This window comes from Comamonas sp. wu1-DMT (genome assembly GCF_040187805.1).
In the GTDB taxonomy this organism is placed as follows: Bacteria; Pseudomonadota; Gammaproteobacteria; order Burkholderiales; family Burkholderiaceae_C; genus Comamonas; species Comamonas thiooxydans.
In genome coordinates, this window is sequence record NZ_JBANEM010000015.1 from 1 (window position 1) to 23,856 (window position 23,856).

General features: G+C 52.6%; 19 protein-coding genes and 9 pseudogenes. 12 read left to right on the forward strand and 16 right to left on the reverse strand.

Annotation, left to right across the window (positions count from 1 at the left end; translation table 11 throughout):
• Window positions 1-157: pseudogene (locus V8Z78_RS19525) on the forward strand (integrase core domain-containing protein); the annotation flags it as partial.
• A gap of 46 nt (window positions 158-203) precedes the next feature.
• Here the strand turns inward: V8Z78_RS19525 and V8Z78_RS19530 are convergent.
• The 4 genes and pseudogenes from V8Z78_RS19530 to V8Z78_RS19545 form a co-directional block, all read right to left on the reverse strand.
• On the reverse strand, window positions 204-1,628 hold the full coding sequence (locus V8Z78_RS19530) for a diguanylate cyclase domain-containing protein (protein WP_502878864.1): 1,425 nt from the start codon (window positions 1,626-1,628) through the stop codon (window positions 204-206).
• 815 nt (window positions 1,629-2,443) lie between these two features.
• A pseudogene (locus tag V8Z78_RS19535) lies at window positions 2,444-2,632 on the reverse strand (IS5/IS1182 family transposase); the annotation flags it as partial.
• 69 nt (window positions 2,633-2,701) lie between these two features.
• A pseudogene (locus V8Z78_RS19540) lies at window positions 2,702-4,239 on the reverse strand (IS3 family transposase).
• Window positions 4,240-4,457: 218 nt separating this feature from the next.
• Window positions 4,458-5,057 carry a hypothetical protein gene (locus V8Z78_RS19545; RefSeq protein ID WP_349731926.1) on the reverse strand — a complete coding sequence of 200 codons (600 nt, stop codon included), beginning with the start codon at window positions 5,055-5,057 and terminating at the stop codon, window positions 4,458-4,460.
• A 578-nt stretch (window positions 5,058-5,635) separates the two neighbouring features.
• Between V8Z78_RS19545 and V8Z78_RS27175 the strand changes: the two are divergent.
• The 5 genes and pseudogenes from V8Z78_RS27175 to V8Z78_RS19565 all read left to right on the forward strand — a co-directional run.
• Window positions 5,636-5,848: pseudogene (locus tag V8Z78_RS27175) on the forward strand (integrase arm-type DNA-binding domain-containing protein); the annotation flags it as partial.
• Between the two features lie 149 nt (window positions 5,849-5,997).
• Window positions 5,998-6,132: pseudogene (locus tag V8Z78_RS27180) on the forward strand (phage integrase central domain-containing protein); the annotation flags it as partial.
• 15 nt (window positions 6,133-6,147) lie between these two features.
• Entirely contained in the window at window positions 6,148-6,543 is a 396-nt protein-coding gene (locus V8Z78_RS19555; RefSeq protein WP_349731928.1) for a tyrosine-type recombinase/integrase, read from the forward strand.
• Window positions 6,544-6,898: 355 nt separating this feature from the next.
• Entirely contained in the window at window positions 6,899-7,603 is a 705-nt protein-coding gene (locus tag V8Z78_RS19560) for a zeta toxin family protein (protein ID WP_349731929.1), read from the forward strand.
• Window positions 7,604-7,918: 315 nt separating this feature from the next.
• Window positions 7,919-8,841 (forward strand): annotated as a pseudogene (locus V8Z78_RS19565) (IS5 family transposase).
• Window positions 8,842-9,057: 216 nt separating this feature from the next.
• Here the strand turns inward: V8Z78_RS19565 and V8Z78_RS19570 are convergent.
• The 4 genes from V8Z78_RS19570 to V8Z78_RS19585 form a co-directional block, all read right to left on the reverse strand.
• Window positions 9,058-10,578 (reverse strand): hypothetical protein, encoded by a 1,521-nt coding sequence (locus tag V8Z78_RS19570; protein WP_349731930.1) that lies wholly within the window; start codon window positions 10,576-10,578, stop codon window positions 9,058-9,060.
• Between the two features lie 386 nt (window positions 10,579-10,964).
• On the reverse strand, window positions 10,965-12,011 hold the full coding sequence (locus V8Z78_RS19575; RefSeq protein ID WP_349731931.1) for a Bug family tripartite tricarboxylate transporter substrate binding protein: 1,047 nt from the start codon (window positions 12,009-12,011) through the stop codon (window positions 10,965-10,967).
• A 134-nt stretch (window positions 12,012-12,145) separates the two neighbouring features.
• Window positions 12,146-12,574, reverse strand: a complete 429-nt coding sequence (locus V8Z78_RS19580) for a TauD/TfdA dioxygenase family protein (protein WP_349731932.1) — start codon at window positions 12,572-12,574, stop codon at window positions 12,146-12,148.
• On the reverse strand, window positions 12,558-13,058 hold the full coding sequence (locus tag V8Z78_RS19585; protein ID WP_349731933.1) for a TauD/TfdA dioxygenase family protein: 501 nt from the start codon (window positions 13,056-13,058) through the stop codon (window positions 12,558-12,560). Before V8Z78_RS19585 ends, V8Z78_RS19580 begins: the two co-directional genes overlap by 17 nt.
• Window positions 13,059-13,324: 266 nt before the next feature.
• Between V8Z78_RS19585 and V8Z78_RS27185 the strand changes: the two are divergent.
• Window positions 13,325-13,429: pseudogene (locus tag V8Z78_RS27185) on the forward strand (IS5/IS1182 family transposase); the annotation flags it as partial.
• A gap of 705 nt (window positions 13,430-14,134) precedes the next feature.
• Here V8Z78_RS27185 and V8Z78_RS19590 read toward each other — a convergent pair.
• The 6 genes and pseudogenes from V8Z78_RS19590 to V8Z78_RS19615 all read right to left on the reverse strand — a co-directional run bounded on the left by V8Z78_RS19590 (window position 14,135) and on the right by V8Z78_RS19615 (window position 17,524).
• Window positions 14,135-14,398, reverse strand: coding sequence for a hypothetical protein (locus tag V8Z78_RS19590; RefSeq protein ID WP_349731934.1), 264 nt, complete (start codon window positions 14,396-14,398; stop codon window positions 14,135-14,137).
• Window positions 14,399-14,709: 311 nt separating this feature from the next.
• Window positions 14,710-15,180 (reverse strand): hypothetical protein, encoded by a 471-nt coding sequence (locus V8Z78_RS19595; RefSeq protein ID WP_349731935.1) that lies wholly within the window; start codon window positions 15,178-15,180, stop codon window positions 14,710-14,712.
• A gap of 1 nt (window position 15,181) precedes the next feature.
• Window positions 15,182-15,652 carry a hypothetical protein gene (locus V8Z78_RS19600; protein WP_349731936.1) on the reverse strand — a complete coding sequence of 157 codons (471 nt, stop codon included), beginning with the start codon at window positions 15,650-15,652 and terminating at the stop codon, window positions 15,182-15,184.
• Window positions 15,649-16,326: a hypothetical protein gene (locus V8Z78_RS19605; RefSeq protein ID WP_349731937.1), complete on the reverse strand. Its 678-nt coding sequence runs from the start codon at window positions 16,324-16,326 to the stop codon at window positions 15,649-15,651. Before V8Z78_RS19605 ends, V8Z78_RS19600 begins: the two co-directional genes overlap by 4 nt.
• A 155-nt stretch (window positions 16,327-16,481) precedes the next feature.
• A complete protein-coding gene (locus V8Z78_RS19610) occupies window positions 16,482-16,712 on the reverse strand; it encodes a hypothetical protein (RefSeq protein WP_349731938.1) in 231 nt (76 codons plus the stop codon).
• An 87-nt stretch (window positions 16,713-16,799) separates the two neighbouring features.
• Window positions 16,800-17,524 (reverse strand): annotated as a pseudogene (locus tag V8Z78_RS19615) (IS5 family transposase).
• A gap of 665 nt (window positions 17,525-18,189) precedes the next feature.
• On the opposite strand from V8Z78_RS19615, the gene V8Z78_RS19620 reads away from it, so the two are divergent.
• The 3 genes from V8Z78_RS19620 (at window position 18,190) to V8Z78_RS19630 (ending at window position 19,483) form a co-directional block, all read left to right on the forward strand.
• Complete coding sequence (locus V8Z78_RS19620; RefSeq protein ID WP_349731939.1) at window positions 18,190-18,417, forward strand: hypothetical protein; 228 nt, start codon at window positions 18,190-18,192, stop codon at window positions 18,415-18,417.
• A 146-nt stretch (window positions 18,418-18,563) separates the two neighbouring features.
• Window positions 18,564-18,977: a hypothetical protein gene (locus tag V8Z78_RS19625; protein ID WP_349731940.1), complete on the forward strand. Its 414-nt coding sequence runs from the start codon at window positions 18,564-18,566 to the stop codon at window positions 18,975-18,977.
• Window positions 18,974-19,483 carry a hypothetical protein gene (locus V8Z78_RS19630; protein WP_349731941.1) on the forward strand — a complete coding sequence of 170 codons (510 nt, stop codon included), beginning with the start codon at window positions 18,974-18,976 and terminating at the stop codon, window positions 19,481-19,483. Before V8Z78_RS19625 ends, V8Z78_RS19630 begins: the two co-directional genes overlap by 4 nt.
• Window positions 19,484-19,592: 109 nt before the next feature.
• Here V8Z78_RS19630 and V8Z78_RS19635 read toward each other — a convergent pair.
• Window positions 19,593-19,781: pseudogene (locus V8Z78_RS19635) on the reverse strand (ArsB/NhaD family transporter); the annotation flags it as partial.
• Between the two features lie 444 nt (window positions 19,782-20,225).
• Here V8Z78_RS19635 and V8Z78_RS19640 point away from each other — a divergent pair.
• Together V8Z78_RS19640 and chrA are read left to right on the forward strand one after the other, a co-directional pair.
• A complete protein-coding gene (locus tag V8Z78_RS19640; protein WP_349731942.1) occupies window positions 20,226-20,387 on the forward strand; it encodes a helix-turn-helix transcriptional regulator in 162 nt (53 codons plus the stop codon).
• The gene (chrA, locus tag V8Z78_RS19645) at window positions 20,384-21,613 is read left to right on the forward strand and encodes a chromate efflux transporter (RefSeq protein WP_349731943.1); all 1,230 of its coding nucleotides are present in this window, start codon (window positions 20,384-20,386) and stop codon (window positions 21,611-21,613) included. Before V8Z78_RS19640 ends, chrA begins: the two co-directional genes overlap by 4 nt.
• A 453-nt stretch (window positions 21,614-22,066) precedes the next feature.
• Here the strand turns inward: chrA and V8Z78_RS19650 are convergent, their stop codons facing one another.
• Window positions 22,067-23,815 (reverse strand): anti-phage protein, encoded by a 1,749-nt coding sequence (locus tag V8Z78_RS19650; protein WP_349731944.1) that lies wholly within the window; start codon window positions 23,813-23,815, stop codon window positions 22,067-22,069.
• Window positions 23,816-23,856 lie beyond the last annotated feature (41 nt).

Below are 23,856 nucleotides of genomic sequence, written 5' to 3' on the forward strand. Positions count from 1 at the left end.
AGCATGTCCAGGCATTGTTCAAAGCTACAACTTCGGCAAGCACTTGAAAGCGCTCAGGTGGAAGACACCATTCCGTGCGATGTGCGAGGCGTGGGAAAAAGATCTAAGCCGCTTTAGACTTCATCCGCACCATCTCACTGTGGGACTGAACATCTAACTAACTAAAACGCCAATAAAAAAGCCAGCAATTAAGCTGGCTTTTTTCATGCGGCATTTTCAACAGATGCATGCGAAACAGCATATCGATCACGTCCTAATCTCTTGGCTTCATATAGAGCCTCATCAGCACGTTCTTTCAAGCTCTCAATCACTTCAAGTGATTCCAATTTCATTGAAACACAGCCAACACTAATAGTGACACGAGCAGCATCAGGATGAGGGATATTCCGATCCCGAACAGCATTAAGCATTGTATTTGCCATTGAAACCGCACCGGCTTCATCACATTCAGGCAGAATACAACAGAATTCTTCACCACCCCATCTACTTACCATATCACCGGGACGGTTAATTTTTTCTGCAAGTGCAGAGGCAACAGCACAAAGGCATTGATCACCTGCTCCATGCCCATTGACATCGTTGTATCGCTTGAATTTGTCCAAATCCATCATAAGCAAACACAGCGGTTTGCCTGTCCGAATTGCTCTTCTAGCCTCTTGAGCAAGATGCTCGTCAAAAGCACGACGATTGGGGAGTTTTGTTAGCTCATCGCACAAAGACTGCAATGTTCTCTGTTCAATCGCTATGAGTTGCCGCCAAAGCAATGCTCCCGCAACTAAGGTTGTCAAAATTCCAGCACACAGCAAGACAATGTGCCATACAAAAGATAGATGCCAGCGCTCTAATATTCTATCCTCTGGAATAGAAATAACAGCAGCCACAGGATAGCCCTCAAGCCTCTTGAAACTAAGCACTCTATTACCACCATGAAATGGGCTGACGGTCTTGAACATTCCTATATCCCCGTCTTTCACCTTTGCCATTTCTTTAGCAAGGTCAGTGACCTTAGTGGTCATCGCTTCCTGAATAAAGGGGTAACGGGCTAGTATCTGACCATCGGCACGAACAAGAGCGACTGAACTATTTGGACCCAAATCAAGATTTGAGTAGAAATCAACAAAAGATGGAATCCGCAATGCCGCACCAACAAGACCAATGAATTGATGTTGATTGTCATAGACACCGCGAGTCATGGTGATAGACCACTTCCCACTTGCACGAGAAATGAAAGGATCATCAATAAATGTGGCAACTTCAGTCCGATCACGGTGTATTTGAAAATAGAGACGATCTGCCACATTTATTGGAGATGAGGGCAAATTCAGCCCTGAGACAGACACAATATGTCCATCTTTACTAACTATAAAATTTGAATGGGATAATCCATGTGGCCTTTGCATTTCCTCCATTTCAGATTTTAGCTTACCAGAATCAGAAAGCTTTGCTGGATGACCAAGTTGACGGACGATATTTTCGGCTCCAAACAATAAACTCTCTGCGGCCCAAAAGCTCCCATTAGCCTGCTCTCCAACTGCCTTGGTAAGATTACGCATATCACGCATTGCTTCCTGCTCACTGATCTCCCGATCTTTTAAGAGCAAATAGGAATGCAATACACATTGCAACACAACAAGAAAAAAAAACTACTAGTGTAATCAACCAGCGAGCTGCCCGAAATTTTTCTTTACTCCACATCGAGTCACTCCGTGTTGAAATTTTTCACCATGAAAAAACATACATTGATGAATTATTCATCTTGCAAGCAAGATTTAGATTAATCTAAAACAACATATGCTTAACATAACAAGTATAGCACGATGCATGCCAAACTGAAAATTTGGTGCCCCCCTTCATGCCTGCCCCTTCAAGCTGTTGCTGAACAACATCAAGAAGCCTACTCCTTGGTCCATAGCACCTATAAAACAGGCAATAAAAAGAAGAGGGCTAGCCTTTATTTTTTATCATTTACTGTTTTAATAAAAATCGTCAAATAAAAAATAAAATAGGAATTTTATAAAAATAGTAATTTAATTATCAGAAAATAAATTATCAAGACAGAAGAACAATCAAAAGAAATTTCTTTCCCAATAGATTCACAAGAAATTTAACTCCTAAATTCAGAATTCGGTGAAACAGGTATTTTTCTTTACCTTGTTTCAAGGATGCCTTTGAATAATGCAATTATTGGATTCTTCCATGATGTCAGCTACTACTTCATCGCAAGTTATTTTAAGGTTGGAATTACACAAATAAAAATGACCTTGGCAAAAATTGAGAAGAAGAAGCTAATAAAAATTCTACACGACGAGCCTTTGATCGCTCAACTTCTAGAAGTTTGCAGAACCTGCACCATAGCGACATTCAGAGATTTCCTTGTTTATGTCAAGGGGGCTTTTTTGTACAACTCCATCTGAGACCTAACTTCTCTCAGTCCCACACGTAGTTATGCCACGACCACCGTCTGGGGCGTACCCAGCTCGGTAAATCGACTGAGGATGGATGCACGAATATTGAGCTCGGCCACCTGCCGCTCAAACGTCCGGGCCATTACTTTCTCACCTAGCCTTTGAAGCAATGCATCTTGGCTTTTCACCAAGCTTCTGCGGTGGTAGCCACTCCAACGTTTCCAGATTGTTAATTTCCACGCAAAACTGACCCGCCGGGGGCTAAGTGGAGGTGCGGATAAAAAATTGGACTGGTTTTATGCGGCTAGGCCAAGTTTGTGCCGATATTCCACAGGACTTAAGCGTCCCAGAGATACCTTGATACGTTTTTCGTTGTACCAACGAAGTAAGTATCGACAGCTTCAATGAACTGCTCAATCGTTGTTGATTGCCAGTTGCTGGGATAGAACAGCTCCATTTTCAGCCTTCCAAAGAAGCCTTCGCACGCAGCGTTGTCTGGTGAGCACCCTTTGCGAGACATCGAGCGAACCAACTTTGCATCATGGACCTTCGAGAGCCAGCCAGGCCAGCGGTAGTGAGCTCCACGATCAGAATGAATCACAGGGCGGCTCTTGCTGCCTTGAACAGCATCAATGGCCGCATCCAGCATTGTGTTGACGAGATTTGCGTTGGGATGAGTCCCAATCGACCAACTCACCACCAGCCCGTCAAAGCAATCAATGACTGGCGACAGGTAAACCTTGCCAGCAGGAATCTGGAATTCAGTAATGTCGGTGAGTCACTTCTGATTGGGCGCAGTGGCATGGAAGTCTCGATTGATGAGGTTTTGCGGGGCAGCACCTATCTCTCCAAGGTATGAGTTATATCTGCGGCGTTTGGGCTTGGCCACGATCAACCCCTCCTGCTTCATCAGCCGGCGAACCACTTTCTCTGAGATGCCCGTGCACTCCTTGAGCAGGGATGCTTGCACCCTGCGATATCCATAGCAACGGTAGTTGTTGTCGAAGATCTCTGTGATGCTTCGGCGTACATCCAAGTATTTGTCAGCCAGCTTCAGCCGGGCACGATGGTAAAAATACGAGCTTCTAGCAAGGCCAACAAGAGAAAGCAGTTCTGGCAATTCATACTGCCCGTGCAACGCTTCAACCAGCACAGCCTTATCTTTGTTTGCCAGCCTATGCAGGTCAATGTCGGACCCATTTTTTAAGATTTCATGGGCCTGCTTGAGAAGCTCACGCTCTATCTTCAGCCGCCGCACATCCTGGCGCAATGATTCAACTTGGCGCCTGAGCGCTGCTGCATCCAACACAGGCGATCGCTTTGGACTGTTTTTCATCGAAGTGGGGGCACAAGGGCCAAGCAACTGATTTTTCCAGTTGTACAAGGTTCCCCGACATATCCCTAACTTGTCCGCAATCTCCTGTGCACTTGATTGGCGGGCACACAGTTGCACCACGCCCTCACACATCAAGGCATCAGGCTTTGTAGCCGGCCAAGATCTGCCTACTATCGATTTGCAAGTGTCAGGGCAGTCTTGCCGAACCCACGCAGTCAACGTTCCTCGACCCGGATAACCCAAAGCTCTCATCGTTGCAGCAATACAGCGATCATGGGCGAGGTAATGAGCAACCGCCACCTGCCTTTGCTGCAGCGAATATTTCGGTGCTCTTGGAGCTTGGCTTGCTGGTAAATCCTGATGCTTCAGGTAGTGCTGATACCAGCCTTTCAATGCGTTCTTGGTTGGGTATCCCAACTGGCGAATCGTGGCTCTGACACGCAAGCCAAGCTTGATGTAAAGCTCAACTGCACGAATCCTGTCTTCGTATGAGCACATGAACTACCTCCTGGTAGTCCAAGTTCTTGTCCGCATCCCCAGTGGGTCACTTCTGGGTGGAAATCAACAATTGCGTTCTCCGCATTCTCCCGAGAAAGACGGTTCCATTCACGAAGAGGCTCTGTTTGAGGGTCAATGTCCATGAGGAATCTAACGTTTGACATGAGAGGCTTGGCCCGACTTGCCGGGACTGCTCCTCTCAATGGATGGGTTAGGCATCATTCTCTGAGTAGGTCGCGCGTGTAACCCCTTTTCAGCTTGCTCGTTTTGGCGAAGTAAGCGAAAGAGACATCAAAGAGTTGGCATGCATCCTTGAGCTTTGACTGGAGGCGGCTTCTGATCATTCGACCCGAGTCTTCCGAGAAGGCGAGGTGATATACCGCTGCCCAGACTACAGCTGAGTCTGTGAACGCAATGTTGTGGGTGGGGCCTACGACGGAGTAGCAACCGCTAGCGGGGATAACGGCTTTCGCTAGATCTGAGTGAACCATCTTGCAAGCTGACACAAAGAGCCGCCTTCCCTTCATATGCGGCTTAAGCATGTCAGCAAGTTCGTCGTAATCAATCTCTTCTTGATTCGTGGTGGATAACCCTACAGGGTCACCGTGGCAAGACAAGTGTAGGTAGCGATAGTTGCTGTCGCCGAATGCCTCAACCGCTTCCTCAAACTCCTCTCGAGTGTGCACGTATTGATACTTCGGGTGCTTTCCGTGAAGTCGCAGGACATGACTGAGGAAAATGCCTTCAAAGCGACCATTGCCTTCGTCGTCAGGATCAAGGCTCTCAATGATGTAAACGTCTGGGATTGTGTTTTTCATGGCACCTAACGTAACGTGGTCCGCACGATGATGCGGTCCGTATCTGGCATTTGCGGTCTAAATTGGCACGAAAAAAAATGCAGGAAGGGGCTTGTCGCCTTGGCTTGCGATTGTATGCACCATGAAAGCACAGTACTAATTTCAGCCCCTAAACCTGCTGCCTCTCCTCTGCTGCGCGCTACACGGTTGCTGGACCTGGTCCAAGGGCGAATTCGTTAGAAACACTATAGCCTGTGCTATGCGTAGAGCTATAGTTTTTGCGACTTAGCTGATGGCTGCTTAGGATCGGTCGGCGACATCCGCAATCGGCCAGCAGCAGTCCATGGCGGTGTTCCTGCAAGCGACTGCTTCTGGCTGTATAAGCGGTCTGTCGCCTGATGGCAGCTTTGGTGGGGCAGTGCGACACACCGAGGGCACCCTTCAGCAGTCCTTCTTGTCTGCCAAATATCGATTCAAAGGAATCCAGGTGTGTTTAGTTTTAACTATAAGCCATTGTATTAAATGAAAATTTAATGTTTTGTTGTTCAGCGTGGTTTAAGGGCATCTAACGTCTCATGGCCTACCAATAGGCGTCTCCAATGGCTGTGATCACTGACGCAAAAGCAAGAAATATCAAACCCGAAGATGTGGCTATCCCGCATGGAGGAGTGACCGGCCTGGCACTTCATCCATCAAAAACAAAAGGCAGGGGCAAATGGGTGCTGCGCTATGTCAGTCCTGTTACCAACAAACGTAGAAATGCAGGCTTGGGCTCGTATCCTGAGGTCGGTATCGCTGAGGTTGCGAAGCGGGCAACCGCCATGAGGGTGACTTTGTCCGAGGGGAAAGATCCTTTGATGGAGAAAGCTCAGGGGGAGGAGCCGACCTTTAAAGAAGCCTCTGAAATCTTGCACAAGGACTGCTACCAGGATGGAAAAATCCCAAACATGGACAGCAATGGATCAATACCCTTGCTGAATACGTCTTTCCCAAGCTGGGTGCAAAGCTGCTGGGAGATATCCAGCCTGCCGATGTCGCGGATGCTCTCAAGCCTATCTGGCTTGAGAAAGTTGAGACTGCGAGCCGGTTCAAGCAAAGAATTCATACGGTGATGGCTTGGGGCTGGGCGCATGGTCACAGCCAATCCAATCCAGTCGATGTAGCAACTCACCTATTGCCGCAGCACCAAGGGAAGGCAGTGCGGACGCAGCACCACCCGGCAATGCCTTGGAGAAAAGTTCCTGCTTTTGTACGGGCAAATCTGCGCTTGGAGGAGCGTGTAGATATAACTCGCAAGCTGCTTGAATTCGTGATTTTGACGGCTTGCCGCTCAGGTGAAGCACGCGGTATGACATGGTCCGAAGTGGACTGGAAAAATGCGGTTTGGACAGTTCCTGCTGAGCGGATGAAAGCGAAATTGCCTCACCGTGTTCTGTTGTCTCCGAGAGCTCTGCTGCTTCTCGAAGGGCAAAAAATCAGCATGAAAGTTTGGTGTTCCCGCCTGTAAGAGCACAGGTAGCGCTTTCAGACATGACGATTACTGCGTTGCTTCGTCGACTGAACGCTGAAAGTGATGTATCAGGGCGAGTGGCTACTGCCCATGGCTTTCGCTCTAGCTTCCGTGACTGGTGCAGTGAGCAAGGCTATTCCAGGGACTTCGCTGAACGCTCATTGGCACACTATCAAGGATAGGGTTGAGGTCGCCTACCATCGCACAGAATTGCTAGAGCAGCGCCGAGAGTTGATGAATGCATGGGCGACTTTTGTGTTGAGTGAAGTAGCTACAACGCATGCATAAGGGAAGGGCATTTGCTGTGTTAAATCTTAAGGGCTGCTATCAATGAGTGAGCAAGAAAGAGAGCTTGAGCAAGCAGCTCTTGCGTTTGCGCGTGCAAACAAAAAAAAAGATTGCTAGAGAGATCACAGACAGGCAGCGCTACCTGAGTGAGAGTAGCCCAGTCTCCGTCTTCATGGCTGGTTCGCCCGGCGCGGGCAAAACAGAGTTCTCAAAATGGTACTTGAGATTATTGCAAGAGAGCTCAGGCTATGAAATTCTACGGATTGATCCCGACGACTACAGGTCACGAATTCCTGGTTATACGGGCAGCAACTCTTGGTTGGTGCAAGGCGCAGCGACCATCATTACAGAGAAAGTTTTTGATCTCGCATTGGAGCAGAAGCAGTCTTTTTTGCTTGATGGGACGTTCGCTGACTGGCCGAAGTCATGCAGCAACATTTCGCGCTGTCTAGGCCGTGGCCGGGATGTTGAGATTTTGTATGTTTACCAGCCACCGGAGCAGGCATGGCACTTTGTTCAAGCTCGTGAAGCCCAGGAAGGGCGGATGGTGCCTTTTGAACGCTTTGTTGATATCTTCTTCAGGGCACACGAAGCGGTGAAGGCAGCATTGCAACAATTTGGCGACAATGTGCGGGTACAAATTCTTGTCAAGCCGATTGACAATGGGCGTCATGTGCTTCATTCTGACGTGAAGGATTTGGATCAAGTCCTTAGAATCAGCATGACCCGAGAGGAAATTTACGAGAGATGCCAACAGGAGCAATCATGAAACAACATGCTCTCCCCGCAACAACCGTGTCTGAAACGCGCTTTGCTCATTTTACGCGTAGCGCTTCCCACGCTGAACGCCAAAGTTTGTTGGTGCGTGCTATGCGTGCGGCAACTGAGGATCAGCGTAAAGTCATCCAGGCTTACGAGCAACGTGTGCAAAAGTTGGCTAGTACTCGGTAGACGGAGCTCAGATGCAAGAAAGGCAGCTTCAAGCTGCCTTTTTCTTTCTTACTTGGCGCTGTTGCACTACAGAGACTTCTCGTAAAGGGCGTTGTTGCATAAACACCGAGCCTGTGCTCTGCAGGCTCGGTGCATGAGCCTGCCCACACCCAAGAATCGTTATCGCACTACCAACTGGAAGCAGTACAACTCCTCCCTAATGGCTCGTGGCTCCCTGACGATTTGGTTGGGTGAGAAGATGTCTTGGTTTGCCCCAGCAAGCGACAAATGCGGGCGTAGTCCGAAGTTCTCCGATGCAGCGATCCAGTTCTGTTTGACGCTCAAAAACCTATTTGGTTTGGCCCTTCGACAAGCCACTGGACTTGTCCAGTCAGTACTCGAGCTATCCGGCCTTGTTTGGCCGGTGCCAGACTTCAGTACCTGTGCATGTGGCAGTTGAGTCTGGATGTTCAAGTCCCGCATAGGCGCAGTCAAGCAGGGCTGCATTTGCTGGTGGATTCAACGGGCATCAAGTTTTTGGGCGAAGGCGAGTGGAAATGCAAAAAACACGGCCGTGATCGCCGTCGTCAGTGGCGTAAACTGCACATCGGCATTGATGCACAGACGCTGCAAATACGGGCAATTTGCGTGACCAGCAATGAAGTAAGTGATGCGGCGTCATCGTTGATCTGCTCTAGCCAGTCCCCCGCAACGAAGCTGTGCTCAGCTTGACTGGTGATGGTGCCGATGACACCCAGACCGTGTATGAGGCGGTAATGGGGCGCTGTCCCTATCATTCCTGTCTGAAAGAATGCCCGAATATGCAACGGCGAAGCCTTTGTGTACTGCAATGCAGCTGTCGCCGCATGCCGGCGTTTGGGCCGAAGGATGTGGAAAGTGTAGAGTCATTACCAGCGGCGAAGCTTGGTGGAGACAAAAATGAACTGCATCAAACGACTGGGCGAGCGGGTCATGTCCAGAACTTTTAAGCGCCATGTCAATGAGCTGCACATTCGTGCAGCCATTCTCAATCGGTTCATTGAACTGGGTCGCCCGCAGATGCTCGCTGTGGCATAGCTGCTTCTTGGGTATAGGCTAACTCGACCTAAAACAGATTTATGCAACAGCGCCCAGAACATCTAAGGGACGCCAAAAGACCCGTGTACGAAGCGCCGCAGCACGCTTTGCGCCTGCTCGCTTCCTGAAAGATCTCCGATTCTCTGGGCCTCAACTCAGCTTCAGTACCAGCCCTGGCACCGCGAAGGAACCAGGGCCGGATACTGTGTCGTCACGTCAGGGGTGGGTCACGCTGATGCTGAGGCTGTCGCGGCCATCCGGAGCGCCAGAGACAGAGATGCCGATGCCGAGGGGCAGAACGATAGCGGCGCGGTAGTTGACCGTGGTGACGCCATCGTTCAATACGCTGCTACCTGCCGGCCTGTAGCGCAGGCCATCACGGGGCTTGTTGATGGTGAATCCATCCACGCGGCCATCGGAGCTGCGCTTGCGCGTGAAGCTATTGGTGGCTGTGTCCACGGACTGGATGGTCATTGTCGTGTCAGCGGGGGTACCGTTGACCACGCCGCCAACCACGGTGAAGTCCCAGAACTTTTCCACCTGATTCACGGTGGGCAGGTTCGTGGCTGATTGCTTGGCCATGGCCCCCAGCCCATTGGAGTCGCTATTCTTGCCAAGCACAAACACGACCAACTTGCCTTCGCCGTTCTTGAACGGGAACAGCCTTGTTCCGTAGCCGTCGAGCCACCATGTGCCGCTCGCATCACCAGCTATGACAGTGTCACGCCCATGGTGACTGCCGCCATTGCCATCAGTCCAATCCTGGTCGTTGATGCCATCTATCCAAGGCACGCAGGCATCCAGTGCGGCACAGTCGGCACCGTAGGTCACGGCACCGCCAGCATTGCGGGTTTGCAACGCATAGCCTACGCCTTGAGTGGATGAATTCACATCATTGTTGCCGTACCAAAGGATGTTCCAGGTTCCTGCGAACTCACTGATGGCTGTCTTTTGGGCGGGTACCAGTACGACAGGTGCTTTATTGTCCATGGGGACGGCCACGCCGACACCAGACTTCGCGAAGTAGAAGTCCGCGACGCTCGACGTGAAGTGGCAGTTGCCGGCATCCGTGAGTGCGACCGTTCCCGAATTCAAGGCGATGGTCAGCTTCGAAGCATCCACGGTCACCAACTGAGCTGCTTCGGTGATCGTGGGCAGGCTTTTGTCCAGTGCATGGTATTGACCACTTTTGAGACCGGCGCAGGTGCTTGCTGCCGGAGCCAGTTGGGTGGCGATGGAGGCGGGAGTTGCGTCGCTGCTAGCCACCGCGGTAGCTAGCTCTTTCAGGCTGGTTCCCGATTTGACTAGCGCAGCTGCCAAGGCATCCAAAGCCACGTCGTAGGCATTGCCGCTAGCGCTAGACGTGGCGGGCACCAGGGCCCCCACGAGCAGGTCGCCTACGTTGCTGACATTAACGCCTGCATTGCTCAAGATATCCAGCACCGCAGCCTGTGCCGAGCTCACGTTAGCGGCGGTCACACTGCTGGCTGCCGTGTTGAGGTTGGCAAAAAATGACGCAGGATCTGTTCCAGCGAGTTTCGCTACCAATAGCTGAGTCAGCGGGGTGATGTTGGCTGTCTGGTTGGTGCTGGCTGTGACTGAGGGTGAGGTGAGTGAGTACAGCACGGTGTTGCCGTCGGCGCTGGTGGCTTTCAGTGCACAAGGCAGAGTAATGTCCGTCAGGTTGGCGCTGTAACTTCCGTTGGCTGCAGTCGTGGCCGAACCTGTACCTTTCATACAGCTGATGCTGATGGCTGCTCCACTCATGGCGGCGCCAGTAGCGGCGGTGCCCGAGAAAGTGGTCGTGTTCGTGGTTGCGGGCGCGGAGGCGTCAGAGCTGCCTCCGCCCCCACAGGCACTTAAGCCTAAAAGCACGGACGTGGATAGGGAGATGGCTAGAAGTCGAGGCTGTCTCATGAAATGGCTCTCTCTCGGTTTGTTAGAGTGGTTTTTTACGCGTAGAGCCGCATGTTGCGTTCATCCGGCAAACGCGTGCTCCAAATAATACACAAAGCGATTCGTTTTGCATCATTTTGAAACATTTGGTCTCTGACCCGATGTTTGTGAGCGTGGACTTTGTTCGACTGCCCGCAGAATGAAGCTTCAGCCTTTGGGTACTGTATTTAGGCGGTGGCTTGAAAGCCTTGGCCCAAGCGGGTCAGCACGCCGCCCCAATGGGTCACTTCTTGCTGAATGAACTGGGCATAGGCCTGGTGGCTGGGGCTGGGAGCAATGTCCACAACCAGGTTGGCCAGTTGCTGCTCTGCGGCGTGGGTGCGCAGTGCGACGTTCAGGTGCTGGTGCAGGGTGCGGGCAATGGCATCGGGCGTGTTGGGCGCGGCAAACAGGCCAAACCAGCCTTCGTTGGTGACATCGGGCAAGCCGCTTTCTCGCAGCGTGGGCAACTGCGGGAAAAAGTGGCTGCGGCTGCGCGAGGCCGTGGCCAGCGCCACCACCTTGCCCGATTCGATAAAGCTGCCCAAAGCGCCTGCGGTGACTAAGAACGCATCCACGCGGCCTCCGGCGATGTCCTGCAGCGCAAACGGGCTGCCGCGGTACGGCACGTGCAATCCTTCCACCCCCTGCGATGTGGCCAGCAGGTGGCCCAGTAGGTGCGCGCCCGAGCCGACGCCGGTTGAGGCGTAGCTGAAGCTGCCTTTTTTCTTCCATAGCGCCCTAGCCTCGGCCAGCGTCTTGGGTCCATTGGCCGGCACGATCAGCACCGAGGCGGTGTTGCCAATTTGGCCAATGGGCGTGAAGCCCTTGACCGGGTCATAGGGACGGGGGGTTTGCAGCAGGGGCGAAAGTACATTTGGCGCAATCTGGCCCAGCAGCAATGTGTAGCCATCGTTTTTCGACAGCGATACCAGTTTGGAGCCCACGGTGCCCCCGGCACCAGGCTTGTTTTCCACAATCACTTCGCGCTGCAATGTCTCGCCCAGCGCCTGGGCCAGGACGCGGGCCACGCCATCGGTGGCGCCGCCGGCCGGGCCACCGACGATGATGCTCATGGTCTTGCCGGCTACCACTGGCAGGCTGGGCAGTGTGTTACTGGGTGCGGCCTGGCTGGTACCAGCCAGCCAGGGAGCACCCGACGTAGCTGCTGCGGCCAGCGACCATTGCAGCCATTGGCGGCGGGAGACAGAAGTGGAAGCGGTGGAATGTGTCATGGTGCGGAAAGTTCAATCAATCGGGTTTGGCGATGGACGCAGCCATCCCGCACACCCTGCGCCAGGGTGTGGTGGTGGGCGTCACAAATGTTCGTGGGGAAAGCGGACCGGGTAGGGCCCAGCCCGTGCAAGCCTTAGGCGGCGCTGCTGACCTGGGTGCGGTGCATGTAACGGCGTGCGGTGGGGTCAAACGCATCGCGGCGGTGCATCGTGACGTGGTTGTTCCAGCACACCAGATCGCCCGGCTGCCACTGCTGCACCCACGTCAAGTGCGCCTGGCTGGCGTGCGCCCACAGGGTGTCGAGCAGGGCTTCGCTGTCCTCCAGGCTCAGGCCTTGGATGTAAGCGTTGCGGCGGCGGCCCAGGTACAGGCTCTTGCGGCCTGTGACCGCATCCACGCTCACCAGTGGGTGCAAGGCACCCACGGTGTCGCGAGGGTCGGTGTTGGCTGTGAAGCCCAAGCGCAACTCACCGGCGCTGTTGCGGCTGGCATCGTGCACGCACTGGAGATCGGCAATGCGCGCTTGCAGCGCCGCTGGCAGGGTCTCATAGGCGGCGTACATGTTGGCGAAATGCGTATCGCCACCGCTGGGGGGGGACTTCGCGGCCCAGTAGCAATGCGGCCTTAGGCGGCAAGGGCTGGTAGGTCATGTCGGCATGCCACACCGCCTCGCCATCACCCAGCGCGCCAATCGGTTTGCCTTCTTGCTTGAGGTTGGAGATGACGGCCACTTCCAGCGGCAGCTCGGCCGTGCTGGCATGCCACTGGGTGGCAGCCTGGGGACGTTTGTCGAGGGGGCCAAAGTAGCTGGAAAAGCGGATGTGCTCTTGCACGCTCAGGTGTTGCTGGCCGCGAAAGCGCAGCACCAGGTGCGCATCCCAGGCCGTTTGTAGAGCCTGTACGGTGGCTGCGTTCAGTGGCTGCGACAGGTTCAGCCCCTCAATGTCGGCCTGTAGCACCGAACCCGAAGGGCGCACGATAAAAGGCTGGGCGGCGTCGGATGCGGCAGTGTCAACAGAGGCGGCAGTGAGGGGAGCGGCAGTCATAGCGTGCAACGGATCTGGAATGTCAATGTCAGCATCGTAAAAAGACATTGAGTGTTTTAAAAGGATTGTTAATTTGGTTTTTTATTACTTAAAAATCTGTATAGGCTGGGGCGGGGGAGTGTGCTCATCAAAATGAAACGCGATGGTGGGACCGCTCGTTCCCATTGCGCGGGCTTTCCGGTATTACAGGCAAGTGTTAGTGGGGCTGCAGTGAGCGCGGGGCGTTGTTGCATAAAACGCTTCGCCGCTAGTAGTAGGCTTGCTGCATGACTCTGCCCTGCCGCACTACAAACTGAAAGCAGTACAACGCCGCGTTTAAAGCTCGTGGCTCGTTAACGGTTTGGCTGGACAAGCGCATGTCTTGGTTTGGCGCTCAGGCAAACCACGGGCGGTGCTGCAACTGAGTTGGCTTGCATGGTCGGTGTCAGACTTCGGTGCGCTGTGCCGGCGGCAACTCGATCTGAATGTTCAGGTGGGGTTAGGGGAGCCCGTCTCAAACCGGATTTATGCAATAACGCCATTTTTATCAGATACTTTTCGAGAAGTGAGAGTGCCTTTGTGTTTTTTTCTGCTATGGCTCTACAGAAATCCTCGTACTTTTTGGAGAACAAAATCTTGACGAGTGCCTCTGCAGGTAGAATTTATTGGCTTGATTTTTATAGGGTTTATTTAGTGGTTTGACTCTTTTTCTCTATTGATTCTCTAATCGCTATTGCATTTTTATTTATTTCAGTTAGAGTAATGTTGCTTGCACTAGATACTGAATAAAAAGCGCCAGCACTTAAAAATATTATTATACTTGCATAGAATTTATCGTTCCGTGCGTTTTCGTACGCCTTTAAATATAGAGGCCAATATACCCAATTTTGACTCGACCCTGCCGAAAAAATGCACAGTGAGTACGACAGAAATTATCTAGGTAGCTAGAGCTGAATAGAGCTAATGCTTTTGCCAAAAAAATCATGTGAGATATTGGAGGAAATCCCTGAGATTGCGTATGCTGTGAGCATGGTCGTGTTCAGGATGAGTCATCCTCTGTAGACAAAAATAATCATAACTGTCCCTCATTATGCTTATTAAGAAAGTATGCCTAGCTTCTTCTTAAGTCTTGCATTTTCAATCTCAAGAAGCATGTTTTCGTGTCGAAGAATATTAACTGCGTTGGTGGCATTATAATGCAGTTCGTTATATTTATTCACGAGTTCATTATATTGATGAACCTCTTTTTTAATATCGATCTTTATTTTATCGTGCTCAAGGATGTTAATAATTGATGAATATGCGCCGCCTAAGGAATTTGGATGCATATCAAGAATTTGAGCTGAATTAATAAACGACATAGTGATCTCTGTGTGGACAGAGCCTTTCAAAACAGCTTTGTGATGGGTTCAACTCTACGCCTGTTCTACGTATTCTAAAAATGCAGATGTGGTGGTTTAGATACAAGGTACACCCTATGTTTTCGCATTAGTACACCCCCTCAAAAAACCTTACAGTAACGTAACCAGAAGCACTTTTTTCCCCAGTTGCTTTGGGCCCCGAACCGGCGTAAACGCACATTCCGGCAACACAACCGATAGTCAACAAAACAGGCTTCGAGAACGAAAAGAGCCCGGAATTTCGGGGCTCTTGCAGTCAGGTTTCGTCATTGCTACTCGTCTCGCGCGCGATATCGATATAATTGCCAGCATTCTCTGCACCAAATTTCAGGATCTGGAGTGTATTTCAAGGCAGGCCCCCAAGCACTTGACTTGTGACGACATAATGATATATGGTTATATGCAGGTACCAGATGAATTAACCCATTATCTGCAGAAAATACATTTTCTATTTCTTTTTTATTCCGATATTCATATTCTCGCTTCGCTCCAAATTTAATTATTTCATTGACGAATCTTTCGATTTCGATATTAGTATCGATAGCGATTATGTTTTCGTTTGCGAATTCAGGTGTGATGACGTTGCAGGATTCGATGACGAAACGTCTGTTATCCCATCCACATGTGATATAGAGCTTTGTATAACCGAGGTTGCAGACCTCGGACAGGCGATTGATGAACCGCGCTGCCTTGGCTTTGGTCATGCCGGTCAGAGTTCGGCGCGGGGATGGTTTGCGGGCCATTTCATAATCTCCGGTGCCTGCTCGTTGACGAAACTCTGAATTCGTCATCGTTGGCAGCTTTGCTGACGTCGTTGAGCGTTCGCACTGCCTCAGCATGATTGCGTTCAATGTTGAGAGTGCGACGTGCCTGCTCTAGACGTTCACAATCTTGCTCAATCTCTTCTGCAGTTCTGATGCCGAAAAGTCCTTTCAAGATCTTCATTACGATTTCGATTGCTGCTTGAACACTTGCTTCTTCGGCAGTGCGCGGTGTCGGCTTCTCACCGACACCGCGGGCGCGCATTTCGTCACGAGTGTTTAGCTGAGAGATTGGCTTTCCGAGGTCTACAAGTAGCTTTCGAGCATCCTTCCGGTGGATCTCTCCTGCATCCAGGGCCTGGCTGATATCAGAGAGGTTGTCATAGCCGTACTTCTCTGCAATGCGCTTGAATTCATCTTCAAGCGTTCCTTCATTTTGTGGCGCGGTGTTCATGCTGATTTCCTCCAAAGTCTGTCGTTCGCTGCAGTAGCGCTGCGTGCAGCAACTGACAGCTTGATCAGGTATGTCAGCGCTGAGAGTCCTGTATCAAGTCGGATTGCAGCAACTGCGCTCATGGCAAGTGAGATTATGAAAAATGGAGGTACGGGTAGCTCTGCACCGAGCATCTGGAGATAGATGAGCAGACCTGCAGCATCTGTTGCGTCAGTGTCTGTGCTCAGCAGCAGAGATGGACCGCCCGGCAGCGTGATAAGAGACGCAGGGATGTGATCAGGGCACTCTGCTGCTCTCACAGCGAGTCCTTCGTCAGCGATGGGCGTGATCAGGAGGCCTGCAGCGCCCGTATCACGAGCTTTCTTCAAGATACTCCCAACGACATCGGGGTGTCCGATGTCGGGCTTCGTCACCGCAAAGTGAGCGGCCCATGCATTGAATTTTGTGGTATTCATCGTATATCTCCTGATATCAAAGTGGGTTAAAAATTCACGGCCGTCAAGGTTTTGCTCAAGCTGTGCCTTGAGCTTGGCCAGGCTCACTCCACCAGTGAGCGTTGTCGGCGAGATTGGTTTTGCTGCTCTTGCTGCGCGAGCGAAATTCTCTCTGCTGTGAGCTAGTTGTTCGTTGACGTTTGGTTTTTCGTCTGCGTGTTTTTCGTTTTCGTTAATCATGATTGCTCCTAAATATTCAAACGCATAATCAAATCGTCATAATAAGATTCAGCAGAGTATTCGCTGATTCCGACTGCGAAAGTATCGTCGTCGTCCAGAATTTCGATGTCGACGTCAATCAAAATGGCGCTAACACAGTAACCGTACCGGTTGGTCTACTTCATGAGGTAACCACGGTGCCCGGTCGAGCTTGAGCTACCTCGCTGGCTGTTGTAGCCATAATTTTTACCGACATGCTCATGAATAGCTTGTCTGATGATGTCTTCAATTTTGCTGTGGTACGTGAATCCCTGCCAGTTGCTCAGCTCACCCGTGTAATAGAAACTGATGATTTTTTCACGCTTCCGCAGGGGATGCTGGAAACTCAGTTTGTATTTCTTGATCATTTTTACTCCTGGTTGGTTTGCGCTAGTTACTTGGCCCATGGGTTAATATTAGATGTTCCATAAATTAAATGGAGATTCCACGCTGATTTAGATGCGTTTTATTTCGTGGATATGCAGTCTTTTTTCAAAGCAGATTCGCAGCTTGCCAAAGCCTGCAAACCATCCGTGTGTCCGCTCCACCACCCAGCGATGCTTGCCCAGTCGCTCGCTCCTCTCAACGCCTCGCCTAGCAAATCGGCCGATGATGCCCCGCTGCCTTAGGTGGTCTCGGCATCGCTTGAAGTCGTAGCCTTTGTCAGCGTGCAGTTTCTATGGTCTTTTACGGGGACGTCCTTGTAAGCCTGCAATCGCAGGAATCGCGTCCACGCACTTCTCGAACATTTTTGAGTCGTGCCGGCTTGCCCCGCTGACCAAGATCACCAACGGGATGCCTCTTGGAGCCGAGCTTGCCTCTGTCTGTGGGATTAGGGCCCGTATCCAGGCCTCCGGGGGCTTGATACTGAGGAGCCATCAATGCTGGCCCGGCTTCAATCGATCTGTTCATGTTCACGCAAGCGAGTCAGCAAGGCCTGGTGCAACTGTTCCCAGACGCCAGCGATATTCCAGTCGCGCAAGCTCCGCAAGCAAGTCATGCCGCTGTCGTAACAAAGGGATTGGGGAAGCTCTTCCCATGGGATACTTGTTTGCAGAACGAACAGGACCGTTGAGGGCAGCTTTGTCGCTGACTGCGAGCTTGCGCGATAAGGCACGAAGGCTGGGATCAGGGGTTGTAGCTGTCGCCACAGTTCCTTGCTTACGGGCCGTCGTGTCATGAGGGCAGCGCGCATAACTGCTTTGCGGGGGGCTCTGACCACGTAGTGTTGGCCACTCGAAGGTGGATGACTGGGAGAGCGGCATCTTTGCAGCGCTGTGAGATGTTCTGGAGCAGCAGTTGCTCTAGAGTCGAGCTAGGAGCTAGAAGTCGGCTTCAGGCTGATCTGAGCCATTCACGGTTCGTTGCTTGAGCGGCAGCAATGGCCAACACCAGCCGTTGAAGGCTGCTTGTCCTGAACGGCCGCTGCACCCTCGGGACCGGCCGCTCGATTGCGCGGTTTGCCACGCACTGGCTCGAAGGACCGCTTCAGCGTGCCCCGGCAGGCTCGTGTCGACCCGGAGCTGTCCTTCAGACGAGACTCGCAAAGCTGTCATCTGATGATGTGCGAAGCCCATGGGGCATGGCCCAACTCAGTGCGCAGGCTATAGTGTTTGAAACGAATTTGCTCACGGATCTGATCCATCGACCGTGTAGCGTGCAGCACAGCAGGGGGCGGCGGGTTTTATGGCTGAATTTAGTAATGCAATTGCATACAGCGCCTGCGCTGCAGAACTAGGCTGCAAGACACTCGCAGCAATTTTGCCGAGCAAATTTAGACCACAAGCACCAGATATGGCCTGCTGCTTGGTGCGGTCTACATTACGTTAGAAAGTGAATATTCATATGAGTTTGGCACACAAAACAACCGACGATCTGGTTCGAATTGCCGCCGCTGGCGGTGGATTTATTCTCACAGCGAGCCATAAAACAACTGACGATTTGGTACGTATTGCCGCTGCAGCAAAGATGTCTGGCGCGAAAGTCACTCTCACAGGCCTAAACCACAAAACTACTGACGACCTTGTGCGCATTGGCGCTGCGGGTAAAGGCTGTGTTGTTCTTGAAGGTTAACTTTTCTAACCCTGCGCTCAAGCCGCCCCGCCTTCGGCGGTCGGCTTAGCTTGTTCGTTAGGCATCACAAGCCTAGCTGCGAGTCATTCAAGGCTGTCACTTCAATCGCGCTATCCTCCGCTTCAAGTTCGTCTATCTGACCTGCCGTGTACAGAATTCTCGCGTACCTCTTTCCTTTCATACTCATTGCAATTGAGTATGGCCTTCGTCTTGCCCTGAAAACTGATACGGCGGGTTTCGTAGGCCCAACGCTAGCAACAGCTGCCGCAGGGCTTTTGGTACCCGCTCTTGCGCTGAAGTCCAAGACATCTACTCTGTCGCCGGAATTCCAGAGGGAACTTGAGGCGCTGAACGCAACAGTTCGTTCTACCACCGACGAGCGCCTCGCCGCGTTTTCGCTGCTCCTACTTCTCTCCTTCATCGCTGCTTGGGTATGGGCTCTCTTGCTTGCTGAGCGAAGAGACACAGTAACGATTCTGTACTTCGACCGTCCAGTGTTTATCGGTTTGCTCTGCTATTTGATATCGATCGTGGTAGCTGAACTGAAGGAGGCGGCATGATCGACTTCCTTCTTCCAGCGGTACTTTCTGCTCTTGGCGGTGTCGCAGCAAATTTACTGGCGACCCATATCAAGTTTTTACTGGCAAAGCAGCATGACCGGCACGAATCCCTGAAGTTTGAGGTTCAAGGTAAGACAACAATTGAGGTGCCGGAGGCAACTGATGCGGATTCCCTTCGCAAACGAGTTGATGCGTTGAAGCGCATTTCGCCGCGACTTGCCGTTCTTGATGGATGGTCCTTGTTGTCAGCAGCAATTCTTGAGCGAGCCTCATCGTCACTCGGCAAGAAGTTTGATGCCTCTCAGAACATCGTTCAGATAGCTCGAGAGCTACCTGACCTATCCCCTGAGCTACTTGCCAGAATCGAACGCATTCGAAGCTGCCGGAATCTGATCGCGCACAGCGTTAAGGACATTGACGCTGATGTTCTGGCCAGAGCGGCAGAAGATGTAGTGCCTGCTTTGCGTGAGATTGGTGCATTTCGCATAGCTGAAAGTGATGCATAACCCTTCCATCGAGAGGCTAGGCCCGGCAAGCCGGGCCTAGCCTCTCGTGTCAAACGTTGAATGTCTGCTTCTTGATCCCACCAGCGGCGGCTCATGGCCGATAGTCTGAGACGGCGACAAAGGTCGCCGTGGCATTCCAGACGATATGCCAGACCACCGGAATATCAGCCAAGTGCACGACTCCCATCAGCAGCGCGATACCGGCCCCAATCGAGGCGCTCCAACCAATACCAAGGCCGCGTGGCTGCCAGATAACCAGCGTCAGGGTGAAGATGAAAATCAGGATGGCCGCCAACATGACGTAGCACACGTATGCGCCAGGAAGCAGACACCCCGATACGCGAGCCAGTTCGGAAAGGTCAGCTGTCAGCGAGGTCCGCGAACTGGTGCTACCGGCCATTAGCAGTCTTTCAAGGTAGGGCCACTGGGCAGAAGACCCTTGCCGTACTGTCCTAGTTACATCCGACCGATCCAGCTCCAACTGCCAGCCTTAAGGCCTGCGTGATCTATCGGAAGAAGGGGCATCGGCCAAACACACTAAGTGCTCATGCAAGAGTTATCATCGAATTTCGATATGACAAAAAAACAACATCAAACACACTAGAGCACCACGACCTTCTGTCCGGGTTTATTTGCCTGCATGTGCTGCACCATGCAGCCGAACAGGAAATTTATGGGCAATGGATGATCGACGAGCTGGCTCATCACGGCTACCGCCTGTCTCCTGGAACGCATCTACCCGATGCTGCACAGGATGGAGCGAGACGGCTACCTCGTCTCGCGGCAGGAGCGCGAAGGCCGCACGGTGCGCAAGCTCTACACGATCACGACCAAGGGCAAAGAAGGCTTGGCGCTGGCCAAGGAGCGCATCCGGGAGTTCACCGGGGAGGCAATGCACAAATGACCGATTCCACCAACACCTTGTCGCACGAAACCCCTCCCGCGCGGGGTACGACTGCCGAAGTCTTTAGCGCCTTTCTCAAACTAGGCCTGACCTCCTTTGGTGGACCCATCGCTCACCTGGGCTATTTCCGATCGGAGTTTGTCGAGCGCCGCCGCTGGCTGGATGACCGCAGCTACTCCGATCTGGTAGCGCTGTGCCAGTTTCTACCGGGACCGGCCAGCAGCCAAGTCGGCATGGCGTTGGGGCTAGGCCGCGCAGGCTGGTCTGGATTGCTGGCAGCCTGGGCGGGATTTACTTTACCGTCCGCTATTGCATTGATCCTGTTTGCCTTCGGCATCGCCGAATACCAGGGTCTGGCGCAGTCTGGCTGGGTACATGGACTCAAGGTTGTCGCCGTGGCCATCGTGGCGCAGGCTGTATGGGGTATGGCTAAGTCACTATGCCCAGATCGCCCCCGTGCTGCACTCGCAATACTGGCAGCACTGCTGACCATGATCTTGCCCTCGGCGCTGGGACAGGTTGCAGCCATCGCTGTGGCAGGGTTGCTGGGGTGGTGGCAATTAAAGATAGCTCAACCTGGCGGTGGTCAGGCTCATAGCTACCCGGTTTCGCGCAAGCTAGGCATCGTTGCATTACTGTTGTTCGCTGCACCGCTTGTTGGATTGCCACTGTCGGCGGCAGTCACGGGCTCATCCACGATAGCGCTGCTGGAAGGGGTATATCGTTCCGGCGCACTGGTCTTCGGCGGTGGACACGTTGTCTTGCCACTGCTGCAAGCCGCTGTCGTGCCTAGCGGCATTGTGAGCAATGCCGACTTCTTGGCTGGCTACGGTGCAGCGCAGGCCGTGCCAGGACCACTGTTCACGTTCTCGGCCTACCTTGGTGCAGTCGCCCAAGGCCCGCTGCACGGCTGCATTGGTGGTCTAGCGCTGCTGGCCACTATCTTTCTCCCCGCCTTTTTCATGCTGATAGGCGCGCTGCCATTCTGGGAAGGGCTGCGTCATCGCGCTGGCATTCAAACAGCCATGGCGGGTATCAACGCCGGCGTGGTCGGCATTCTGGTGTCTGCACTGTATGACCCGGTGTGGACAAGCGCCATCCATAGCAAGGCGGATTTTGGGCTGGCATTGCTGTCATTCGGACTATTGACTGTGGGGCGTGTTCCTCCAGCACTAGTGGTTCTGCTGGCCGGGCTGTCGGGCTGGGTCATGGCGATGGGAATCTGAAACCTACTTCATCAGACAGCCAAATAAGCAATTCTGATGTCGGCTTGGGTCGAGGCTGTGTGAAAACTCGAAAAAGTCACGTTTTCAGGAGTAGCAAAACCATTACCGACAGCGTGATCGTCGATCCTGGGTCGATCTGAGAGGTCGAGTCTTCAACTTGCCTGCACACGCTGGAGTTTTCACACAGCCTCGGTCGATCAGCGACAGTCTCAGATCGGCCATGAGCAGACTCCCATAGTGCACCTCCGAACTACAGCTTCAGGCTGAACTGAGCCTTTCGAGGCAGGCGTCCAGAATGGCGGAGATTTCCAGCATCAGTCACTAGACAATTGAAGATCTTCTGACCGCCGCGACCTCAACACCGGTCATTCGAGCGACATGTTTTTCGCCATGTCGAGGACTCCTCTCGCGCTGTGGGATAGGCTCTTTGAGTCTCTGTATGCGGGGCTCAGTTCAGTCGATCAGGTAGCTGTCCTCGAACTCTGGATCAGCCCTGAAGGGGCTGTACAAGAATCGAATCTCACCCACATCCTTCGGAAGCGCTTCGAGTCGGGCGAGAGCGGCGTTGATGTCGGTGCACTGTTGGGCGCTAAGGTAAAACCGGCGCAAGTGAAGCCAGTTCATTGATGCGTGATAGTCGTGGACCGATGATGCAGTGAAAGCCCGTACATAGTCATCAAGCTCCTTGCGGCTTTGGCGAGGCCTCAACGGTGGAAATATATCGACCGTCCTGTCCTCTGACACGACAATTGCTAGCCTACGCAGGGTCCCGGAGCTGATATAGCGAACTGCCGAGTTGAAGCGAGAGCCTCTTGAAGGCGTGCACCGCTCATTTGCCACACCATCAAGGATGACACCAATCGCGTGGCAGTAGCCTTGCGGGTCCATCAAAATTGAACCGTCAATAGCGCTCGCCTGTCGTAGGAGTTCGACCGACAGTTCCACAGGCTGAATGGTCGTGCCCTGAGCTTCTAGCCGTAAAGCTTCTAACTCCGCGTCTTCTGCGATCACAATCATGCTTCCCATCTTCTGATGCGCAGCGGCATTGAAGAGTTGCCAGAAGCGCTCACGCGTCGTTTCCGTGGAGGCAGGAAACATGCGAGCCAAATTGCTTTTGAATGCATCCGCTTCGATGATTTCACTAGGAAGTGTCGGCTCTCCGTAGAGGCTTCGCAGCAACACAAGCTCTCCGCACCGTAGCTCCCAGTTGTAGTGATCCAGGAAATCAACCACGAAGACACTTTGATCTTCCGGATCATGAGATGGCAGGAGTCGCCCCAGGCCGTAGACGTGCTCAATGTCAGCAATGAGCGCTGCGGAGGGACCAGCGAGTTGCAGCACCTTCCTTGTCCATCGAGGGTCATTTATCCGAACTGGTGTTCGGAAGCGCAATAGGTACTCAACTCCGGGGTGCTTTGGATTTGCGAGCAGGAGACGACCTACACCCCTTGTTCCTTCGTACAGCAGAGATGAGATGACATTCAAGCGATTAAATAAATCTGAATGCACGTACCGGTCAGAGATTGCTAATCCAGGTGTATGCATGAAAGCTTTCGCCGCGAGACGTACGATCTCGTCCGCCCTTCGCATCTCTTCGCCTATGTTACGTCCGGGCTCTGGGCGTTGTAGGGCATTGGTCGCCTCATCTAACACCGTGGCGAGCGCGGCATGGATCAAACTGGGATATCCGCCACCACGGTCGAATTTATCCCTCAACGCACGTTTTTTGAGCGGAGGAAACTTTCGGAACAACGCCTCCGGAACCTGGATTACCGGAGCGACGTAAAAGTCGCCGATCGGCCTAGCTTGGCCGACGAACGAACGGACACTTTGCCCTTCGTCATAGGGCTTTAATGCGCGGTGTACCGCTGTCGTCACGGAGTCCCAGCGCATCCACTCTGGCTTGTCACGCATGCTCTGTTCGTCGCCGAAAAACATGTTCTGGAGGTGATGCCTCGAATAGATGTCGTCGACAGAGCCGACAAGCCCATCAAAGAGCGCCAGTGGCCACTGCCCATCCTCGGGCTCTACACAAACGGGATTCCGATTCGCATACCCGGGTCTGCGTACGCCGACGAGTAGGGCCATCGCATCTACTGGAACACCCAGCTCCTTCAACACATTCCTGGCAAGGTATTCGATACTGTGCCGGAAGTGCGGCTGGTAGCCCCACATGAATAGTGAAATCGTCTGACGGGACAAAATTTCTCCTCCTTCAGATGCTGGGTTTGCACCATGGCGGA